This is a genomic window from Cellulomonas sp. 73-92, assembly GCF_001898175.1.
GTDB lineage: Bacteria > Actinomycetota > Actinomycetes > Actinomycetales > Cellulomonadaceae > Cellulomonas.
On sequence record NZ_MKTH01000033.1, the window covers coordinates 1 to 1,645 of the forward strand.

At 74.3% G+C, this 1,645-nt stretch carries 2 protein-coding genes; both read right to left on the reverse strand.

Annotated elements, in window-relative coordinates:
* Window positions 1–1,285 (reverse strand): cell wall-binding repeat-containing protein (locus BGO37_RS17510; protein ID WP_291757093.1); only part of this gene is annotated, 1,285 nt, incomplete at its 3' end.
* A 1-nt stretch (window position 1,286) separates the two neighbouring features.
* On the reverse strand, window positions 1,287–1,645 hold a 359-nt coding region (gene hisI, locus BGO37_RS17515), incomplete at its 5' end, for a phosphoribosyl-AMP cyclohydrolase (RefSeq protein WP_291757095.1).

Genomic DNA, 1,645 nt, shown 5'->3' on the forward strand with positions numbered 1-1,645 from the left:
CCCCGTCGTCCTGCATCACCAGTTCGCGGCCCGCGCTCCCGCTCGTGCTGGACTGCCAGATCGCCCGGCCGTCGATCGTGTAGAGCGTCGCGCTCCCGTCCGTGCCCACGCGGAGCGCGCGCACCTGCGCGTCGGGAGTCTCCGAGGTCCACAGCGCGGTGGTACCGCGGAAGACGCCGAAGCCGATGTCCGTGCGCACGCACACGCGATACGTGGTGTTCGGCGACGAGAGGCAGGAGCCTGCCGGAACCTCGGTCGTCGTCGTGATCTTGCCCCCCGTCGCGGCGGGCAGCACGGTCGCGATCGTGGCGAGCCGCGTGCGGACGGTGGCGCTCACGGCGCCGGTGCCGCCGAGCACCACGATGCGCTCCGGTGCGAGCCGTAGCAGCTCCCGGGCGGTGGCGTCGGGAACCGCATCGGGCAGCGTCAGAAGGAGCGGCGCGCCGTGCACGGCCGCGGCGCCGGTGAGGGCGTCGGCGAAGTCGGTCCCGCTCGCGACGTAGACGACGGGTGCGCCCGGCGCGAAGGTCGCGGCGCTCACGGCCGCGGACGTGGCGAAGCGATCGGCACCGGACAGCCGGGACACCGTGACGCCGCCCGCCGCGGCTGCCGCGGCTGCCGCGACGTCTTCGGACACCGCCCCTTCCCCGCCCAGCACCACGATCCGTCCCGGTCGCAGTCGCGCGAGCTCCGTCGCGATGGCCGTCGGGAGCGTCGCGCCCTGGGTGAGGAGGACGGGGCCTCCCGCCATCGCTGCCACCGCCGCCCCGGAAAGGGCATCCGGGTAGGTCTCACCGCTCGCGAGGTACGCGACCGGTGCGCCCGCGGGGAACGCGGCCAGGCTGATGGCCGCCGACGTCTCGTACCGGTCGGCGCCGGCGAGACGCGTGACGGTCCCGGTCGTGTAAGCGCCCAGCGCCGCGACGACCGTGTCGGAGACCGTGCCGGTGCCGCCCAGGACGACGATGCGTCTCGGCGCGAGTCGCGTCAGCTCCTGGGCGATCGATGAGGGGAGGTCGTCGGTGCGGGTAAGGAGGACGGGCGCTGCGCCGCGGCCCCCCGCGGCTCCGGAGAGCGCATCGGGGAACGCGGCCCCGCTCGCCACATAGGCGACCGCGACACCCGGGGAGAAGGATGCGGCGCTGATGGCTGCAGAGGTGGCGTAGCGGTCCGCGCCGGAGAGCGAGGTGACCGACGGCACCGCAGCCTCGGCGGAGACCGGCACGAGCGCCGCGACGACGATCACCAGCCCGGCGAGGATCGCTCCCGCGCGCCGGCGCCGCACCTCAGGCACCCTCGGGCGTCGCGGAGACCACCGGCGCGAGATCGTCCGTGTCGAAGCATGTGCGCGTCCCGGTGTGGCAGGCCGGGCCGACCTGCTCGACGCGGAGGAGGATCGCATCCCCGTCGCAGTCCAGGCGCGCACCGCGCACGAGCTGGATGTTTCCGGAGGTGTCGCCCTTGCGCCAGTATTCCCGGCGCGATCGGGACCAGTACGTCGCCCGTCCCTCGGTCAGCGTGCGCCGCAGGGCCTCGGCATCCATCCATCCGAGCATGAGGACCTCCCCGGTGTCCCACTGCTGCACGATCGCAGCGACCAGCCCCTTCTCGTCGAACGCGACGCGCGCGACCCGCTCCTCGACCG